Origin of the sequence: Asticcacaulis sp. (genome assembly GCF_051956075.1) — a bacterium.
Lineage (GTDB): Bacteria > Pseudomonadota > Alphaproteobacteria > Caulobacterales > Caulobacteraceae > Asticcacaulis.
In genome coordinates this window covers 1-7917 of sequence record NZ_JBQCGA010000050.1, presented here as the reverse complement: position 1 = coordinate 7917, position 7917 = coordinate 1, and the positions used below count along the sequence as shown (strand labels likewise).

Below are 7917 nucleotides of genomic sequence, written 5' to 3'. Positions count from 1 at the left end.
TGCAGCGCAGGGGCTCAGGCCGCCACCGATCCGCTGGCGCCGACCGGGCGCTGGAGCGCGATGACGGCGGGCGAGGCGGCGACGCCGCCTATGGGCTGGAATAGCTGGAACGCCTTTCACACCGATCTCACCGAGGACAAGGTTCTGGCCTCGGCCAAGGCCATTGTCGATAGCGGCCTGGCGGCGAAGGGCTATCGCTATATCAACCTCGATGACGGTTGGTGGCTGAAGCGCCGCGTCAGCGACGGACGGATGATCATCAGAACCGCCATCTTCCCGTCCGCCGCCGTGGGCGGTCCTGACGAGACCAGCTTCAAGCCATTCACCGACCAGATTCACGCCATGGGGCTGAAGGCGGGCATCTATTCGGACATCGGCGCCAACAACTGCTCGCAGGCCTTTGGCGGTCCCAACACGCCGAATCTGCCCGAGGGTACGGTGGCCGAGCGCGAGGTCGGGCTTTACGGTCACACCGATCAGGACATCAAGCTCTATTTCGGCGACTGGGGCTTTGATTATATCAAGGTCGACGCCTGCGGCATCCGCGCCTTCGGGGCGGACAATCCGCGCGTCAAATCGGGCCAGTATCGTGAACTGCCGCCCCTGATCGACGTGGCGGAAATCCGCCGCACCAACATTCCCGCCGTGCGCAGGCTTTATCAGCAGGTCGCCGACGCCCTGCGCCGCACCCGGCCCAAGGGCGATTACGTGTTCTCGATCTGCGCCTGGGGTTCGGCGGATGTGCGCGCCTGGGCCAAGGATGTCGGCAATCTGTCGCGCACCAGCGATGACATCACGCCGAGCTGGACGCGCATGCTGGCCAATTTCGACAGCGCCGCTGACCGCGCGCTCTACGCGCATCCGGGTTCGTGGAACGATCCCGACATGCTGTTCGTCGGTCATGGCGATTTCGACGAGAACCACCTGACCGAGGCGCGTTCGCACTTCGCCCTGTGGTCGATGCTGTCGGCGCCGCTGATTATCGGCTACGACTTGAGGAACGCGCCGCCCGCCCTGATGGACATTCTGGGCGACAAGGACATCATCGCCGTCGATCAGGATCCGGCGGGCAATCAGGCCGTGCTGGCCTATGATACGGACGATGTTCAGATTCTGGTCAAGACCCTGAGCGACGGCCATAAGGCGGTGGCGATCTTCAATCGCGGCCTGGCGCCGGAGGATGTGACCCTGACGGCGGGCCATCTGAAATTCGCAGCCAATGCGCCGGTGACGCTCAAGAATCTGTGGAGCGACGCCCAACTTCCGACCTTTACCGGTCAGGTCAAATTGCATGTCGAGCCGCGTCAGACCCTGATCTATGACGCCAGCGGAACGCGCGCCCTGAGCGATGGGCTCTATCTTTCGGAGATGACCGGGCGCGTCAATCCGGCGGTCGATGGCGTCGTTCGGCCGCAGCCGGACCCGACGATCCACCGCATGATCAATCCGTGGGGCGCCACGACCGATACGGGCGAGCCGCCCGCCTATGCGGGCTGGGGCGGCGCGCAGGCCGACGCCACGCCTTACCGGCAGGCGCTGCGCATTGACGGGAAGATGTACGATACGGGGCTGGGCGTTCTGTCCAATTCACGTCTTGAGGTGCGGGCCAATGGCGATTTCCGCCATTTCGTCGCCGAGGTGGGCGTGGACGATTCGACCTTCGATACGGACGCCGCCGTAACCTTCTCCGTCTATGGCGACGGCAAGCTGCTGGCGACCTCGAAACCGGCGCGTTTCGGCCAGCCGGCCCAGGCGCTGCGCGTCGATGTCGCGGGGGTCAAGATCGTGGAACTGGTCGCGCGCGGCGCGGCGGGCAAGGACAAGGTTCCAACCGTCGTCACCTGGGGCAAGGCGGCCTTGCTCAGGGATTGACGCCATCGCCCGACCAAGGGGCGTTACGCAAATGGAATTCCAATAACGCAGGGGCGTCATCGCACCTGGAGCGCCGAACGGATAGAATCAGATCGGCGCTGCAGGTCTTTGTTTTATCGCTCTTCCTTATCCAAATAATGGAACCGCTTTTTTGGGAAGCGCTCTCGCGCTTCGCCGTGCGCGTTTAAGTCGTCCTTACAGATTGCACCCTGGCGCGCCAGCCGCCCCAATGTGATGTTGGCGCAACAGATATTCACATTCATATGTAAAGATTATTTTCGCCATTGAATCTTCTGTGGTCTAGCCCTAATGGTATGACAAATAGGCGTCCCTCTTAAAGCATAAAGAAAATATGCTGAATGGATCGCTTTAAATATGGGAGAGGAAATTGCATATGAATAAGTTAACGCGTAAGTTGGGTCTTGGCGTCGGCGTTTCGGCGATCGCCCTGATGGCGTTCGGAATGTCCGCGCATGCTCAGGACGCCCAGGCTCAGGCCGATGCGGCGTCCAGTGACGCGCAGGCGAAGACGGCTGACAAGAAGGACGACGACAGCCAGCTTGTCATCGTGACGGCGCGCCGGAAGGCGTTGCGGGACGCCATTGAGATCAAGAAGAACTCTGACACCATTGTCGACTCGATTGTCGCCGATGAGGCTGGCAAGCTGCCCGACAATTCGATCACCGAAGTGCTTCAACGCGTGCCGGGCGTGTCGATATCCCGCTTCGATGGGACCAATGGCGGCAGCACCGCGTTCCAGATCGAAGGTACGGGCGTCTCCGTGCGCGGCCTTCCGTTCAATTCCAGCACGCTCAATGGTCAGCAATTGTTCAGCGCCAATGGCGCGAGCGCCATCAGCTGGAACGAAGTCACGCCCGAATTGATGGCCGGCGTCGATGTCTACAAGGCGTCGCGCGCTGACTTCATTGAAGGCGGGGCGTCGATGATCGATCTTCGCACCCATCTGCCTTTCGATTTCAAGGAGACCCAGCGCAGCATCACCGTTGGCGGCAGCTACGGCACTCAGGTGGCGAAGGGTTCGCCCAGCATTTCCGCCATGTTCTCCAAGCGCTGGAACACGAACATCGGTGAAATCGGCGTATTGTGGGATTTCGCCTATAGCGGTCTGCATCAGCAGAGCAGCGACCTGGCTGTCGGCGCCATGTTCGCCGAATATTCGCCGGACTCCACGCGTGACGATCATCTGGCCTTTGTTCCCAGCTCGTTCAACTGGAGCAACAGTATCAGCACCCGCAAGCGCTATGGCGCCTATCAGGCCGTCCAGTGGAAGCCGACGGATAATCTGACTCTGACCAATACGATATTCTACTCGCAATACAACGACGATGGTTCGTCGGTCAGCGGTTCTGTGGGGTCCAGCCCCTCGGCGTCATCCGCCGTTATGCCCAAGCCTGGCGTCCCGGTTGAGTTTGACGCCAATGGCGGTTTCCGTTCGGGTAGCCTCACGGTCGGGGCCACCGGCAATTCGGTGGAGCTTCAGAACACGACCATGCACACCTCCTGGTTGCCATCGTGGTACCAGCTTGATTGCGGCGCCACTTTTGGCGGTCCCGCATCGACGATCCAGTGGGACTGGTCGGCCAGCAGCAGTGTTGATCCGTCGAATCCCCCGGCCGGATGGGATGGTAAGATCCTGGCGAAGTGTGGCGCCCCTGGCACGTTCAACCCGACCGGTTCGGCGTCGGTATCGCACAGCAAAAGCTCTACACTGGATATTTCGCAGAGCTTCCTGTGGCAGGCCAGTGATCGGATGACGGTGCGCGGCGGCGTGCAATATGTCAATTCCAACATGACCGGAGAACAGTTTGGCGCCGCCATCCCTCAGACCAGCCCGCTGGTGACGTCGATGGATGTCGATCTGACGGGGTCTCTGCCGAACCTGTCAGGTCTTTCCACTGACGGCCTGCTCGATAAGGGTGCGGCATATCTTGGCTATATGAATTATCATAAACCCGAGAACAAGGGGACGATGCTCGCCACCCACTTCGATGTTGAGTACGACGTCAGCGATGATGGATTCCTGCGCTCCGTCACTGTTGGCGCTCGCGCCGCCAACCGCACGGAAAAAGACAACTTCGCGGGGACCTATTGGGCGCCGCTCGGTCAGTCGTGGCTGTCGGATCCGTGGGGGTCGCATCCCGGAGATCCGACATATGGCGCGGGGAATATTCAGTATCTCACGAATGCGAACGTCTCGTCGTCGGATTATGAGATCGCCACCTTCAAGAATTTCTTCAGCGGCAAGGCGCCTGTTCCGGCTCAGATGTACGTCCCCAGCCAGGCGCTGTTGCAGAGCTATGACTGGTACCATTTGCTCCAGACCTATAACGGGCAAATCGCCAACGGAACGGCGGATGACTACTGGACGAAGTATATTGATCAGGGGCTGAACAAGACCCTTAGCACCATCGACACCAAGGCCGTCTATATCGAGGCCAAGTTCGCGCACGATGCGATCGGATTTATCCCGGCGTTCTCGGGTAATATCGGCGTGCGTGATTTCGCCGAAACCCTGCATGCGGAGGGTCTGCTGCAAACGCCGAATGCTGCAAACCTCGCTCTGACGACACAGGACAGCATAGATTACTTCAACGCGCAGCAAGCGTTGAAAAATGATCCGAATTCAAATCCGGCGTTCCCTACGCTCTACTCGTTCGTTCAAAGTTACACGATGCAGTACCGTGACTACAGCTACTCGCGTATCCTGCCGTCGTTCAACATCAAGTTCGACGTCACCGACAAGTTCATCATTCGCGGCGCCGCGTCGAGGTCATCGGCTCCGCCCAATCTCAATGACATCCGCGCGGGTGGTTCGATTTCCGCCCGTTCAATCGCTGCCTTGAACCCGCAGGCTCCATCTGTTTTGACAGGCGTTTCCGTTACCGGCGGGGGCGCAAATCTGAAGCCGACCATGATCAACAGTGAGGATATCTCGTTCGAGTACTATCCGAAGTCGTCCAGCTACCTGTATCTCGACCTGTTCGCCAAGCAGATTAAGGATGCGCCGATTTTCTATTCGTTCATCCAGAACAATCTGCCCATTCCGGCGAAGGCCTACGCCAATGGCGCTACGCCTCCGGCCAGTGCAGGGGCGCCGGATGCGGGGACGCCGACGACACTCGATCTTCCTTGGCTCTATCTGCAAAACAAGTCGTCGGAGCAGAAGGCCACTATCAAGGGCTTTGAAATCGGCGGCCGCACCTTCTTCGATCAGCTCCCGGGCTGGCTTCGCGGGTTTGGCGTTGATGGCAACCTGACCTATATCGACAGCCGAAACCCTGCTCAGCAGGCCAACAGCGTGATAACCCCACCTCCGGCAAATGGCTCCCTGCCGGGCCTTAACCCGGACGGCACGGTGCCGCAGACCTACCCCAAACTCCCCTATGCCGGGTTGTCCAAGTGGGCCTACAACATTCAGTTGATATACAGCTATAGCCGGGTCAATATCCGTCTGGCGTACAACTGGCGCGACAAGGCGCTGCTGTCGACCAACGTCAATCCGTTGTCCTTTGCGACAAGCGGCAACAACCCCTACATCCTCAACACCAGCCCGACCAATTTTGACAGCGCCCATTCCTATCCGGTGTACAATATGGTCCCTGCCTACACGGCCGCGGCCGGTTACCTGGATCTGGGCTTCGACTATCGCGTGAACGACAGGATTTCCGTTTCCTTCAGCGCGAATAACCTTCTCGACACGAAGTCGAGAACGCTTCAGGAGCCGGTGCCTGGCGTGTTCGAGCCGTACGACTATAATGTCAGCGATCAGCGCTTCGACGTCAGCTTGCGGGCGCGCTTCTAACGGTCTGAACGGGGAAGGGCGCTTCATCGCGAAGCGCCCTTCCTTTTTCAAAGACAGTCTTGCTGCCGGTCCATTTCGCCGCTTATCACAGGCAAGGGGCAGGCGGCTTGACCGACCCCAACCGCAAAGACCTGAAGCCCCTTCGCCAGACATGGCGAAGCGCGCGTTCATGGCGAGGCATGTTTATGAAGAGCGTACAGCAACAGGACGTCGTCATACTGGGCGGCGGCGCGGCGGGGTGGATTGCAGCCGCGCTGCTGGCCAGGCGGACGGATCGCCGTCACATCCGCGTCACTCTGGTTGAATCCGAGGCCATCGGCATTATCGGCGTCGGGGAGGCGACAGTCCCGGTGCTGGCGCACCTCAACACTTTGCTCGGTATTGATGAATATGACTTTATTCGCAACACCCAGGGCACGTTCAAGCTGGGTATTGAATTTTGCGACTGGGGGGTTGTCGGAAACCGGCATTTTCACGCGTTCAGCGACTATGGTCACCCGGTTGACGGCGTATCGACCCATCATTACTGGCTGAGATTGCGGCAAGCCGGTGATGAGTATCCGATTGATGACTATTCGATCGCCTACGCCGTCGCGAAGAACAACAATTTTGAGCCTAGCGATCCGCAGAATTCGCGCTATCACCACGCCTATCATTTTGACGCCGCATTGTACGCCCGCTATTTGCGGGATGTAGCGACCGGGCTGGGCGTACAGCATATCGAAGGCAAGATGACGCACGTCGATCTGGACGGCGCCACCGGCGATATTACCGCTATCCATCTTGCCAATGGTGCCAGGATTCCCGGCGACCTGTTCCTGGATTGCACGGGTTTTGCGTCCGAATTGCTGGGAAAGGCGCTGGAAACGCCGTTTGTTGACTGGTCGCGCTGGTTGCTTTGCAACAGCGCCATAGCGGCCCCATCAAAACGGACTGGCGCGCTTATGCCGTTTACGCGATCCACCGCCCATGCCGGGGGCTGGCGCTGGACCATTCCACTGCAACACCGCAATGGCAACGGCATGGTCTATAATTCGGATTTCTGGAGCGACGACGCAGCGCGCGACGCCCTGCTGGGCAATCTAGACGGCGAACCGCTGGCCGAGCCGCGGCTGTTCCGCTTTACATCCGGGCACCGCAAGCTGTTCTGGAACGCCAATTGTATAGGGATCGGTTTCGCCTCCTGCTTTCTCGAACCGCTGGAGTCAACTGGATTGCAGTTGATCGTCTTGGAGGTGATAAGGTTGCTTCGGCTCTTCCCCGGGAAGATCATCGACCCCGTTCTGCGCGACGAATATAATCGGATGACCACCATCGAGCTGGAGCGCATACGCGACTTCATCATTGCGCACTATTACCTGTCACGCCGACCCGAGCCATTGTGGGCGGCGTCCCGTGACATCGCAATACCTGACAGCCTTCGGCACAAGCTTGAGGTCTGGAAATCCAGCGGGCAAATCGCGCTCGGTGAACTCGAGTCCTTTATGGAGCCGAGTTGGCTCGCCATCCTGCTGGGCAACGGCGTCATTCCAGAGCGCTACGCCGTGGCGGCTGATCTCTATCCGCTGGAGCAGATCCGCAAGGGTATGGAATTGCGTCGCGAAGAGATCGTGCGCTCAGCGCAGGCGGTCGCTTCGCATCAGGATTTCATCGACCAGTTCTGCAAGGCGCCCTGAGCAGCGCAGTCTATGCGGAATTACGATACGCTTCGCGTACGGGAGCCTTGTTGATGCGCAAAAAACTGATCATTGTCGGCGGCGGCGCGGCGGGATGGATAAGTGCGGCCTATCTGGCGAAGGTGCTTAGCGACGGGTTGCCCGAAGGCCTTGACATCACCCTCATCGAGGCGCCCGACATAGGCGTGATCGGCGTCGGCGAAGGGACGTTTCCGAGCATTCGCAAGACATTCAGCCGCATTGGTCTGAGCGAGGACGACCTGATCCGCGAAGCCAGCGCGACCTTCAAACTGGGCATCCGTTTCGTCAACTGGCGCGGCGTCGCGGACAGCAGCGGACAGGACGCCTATTTCCATCCCTTTCAGATTCCAGCGCAGCATTCCGATTTCGACCTGCTGCCGTACTGGCTGTCCGGCGTTGCGGGCGATGCGAGTTGGGCAAGCGTCAGCACGGTCCAGCAGCGCGTCGCCGACGACCGGCGCGCGCCCAAGCTGATCAGCCACGCCGGTCATGACGGACCGCTGAGTTACGCCTATCATTTCGACG

General features: G+C 59.7%; 4 protein-coding genes. All 4 read left to right on the top strand.

Annotation, left to right across the window (positions count from 1 at the left end):
• Positions 1–1872, top strand: a 1872-nt coding sequence (locus tag ACTHLA_RS12585; protein ID WP_440189674.1) for an NPCBM/NEW2 domain-containing protein, incomplete at its 5' end; no start/stop codon positions are given.
• 394 nt (positions 1873–2266) lie between these two features.
• Complete coding sequence (locus ACTHLA_RS12580) at positions 2267–5695, top strand: TonB-dependent receptor (RefSeq protein ID WP_440189671.1); 3429 nt, start codon at positions 2267–2269, stop codon at positions 5693–5695.
• A 107-nt stretch (positions 5696–5802) separates the two neighbouring features.
• Positions 5803–7371, top strand: coding sequence for a tryptophan halogenase family protein (locus tag ACTHLA_RS12575; RefSeq protein WP_440189668.1), 1569 nt, complete (start codon positions 5803–5805; stop codon positions 7369–7371).
• A 53-nt stretch (positions 7372–7424) separates the two neighbouring features.
• Positions 7425–7917 (top strand): tryptophan 7-halogenase (locus tag ACTHLA_RS12570; protein ID WP_440189665.1); only part of this gene is annotated, 493 nt, incomplete at its 3' end.

What these genes read in the sequence shown, in the direction of transcription:
- ACTHLA_RS12580 (WP_440189671.1), top strand. Translation starts at nt 2,267, where the DNA reads ATGAATAAGTTAACGCGTAAGTTGGGTCTTGGCGTCGGCGTTTCGGCG.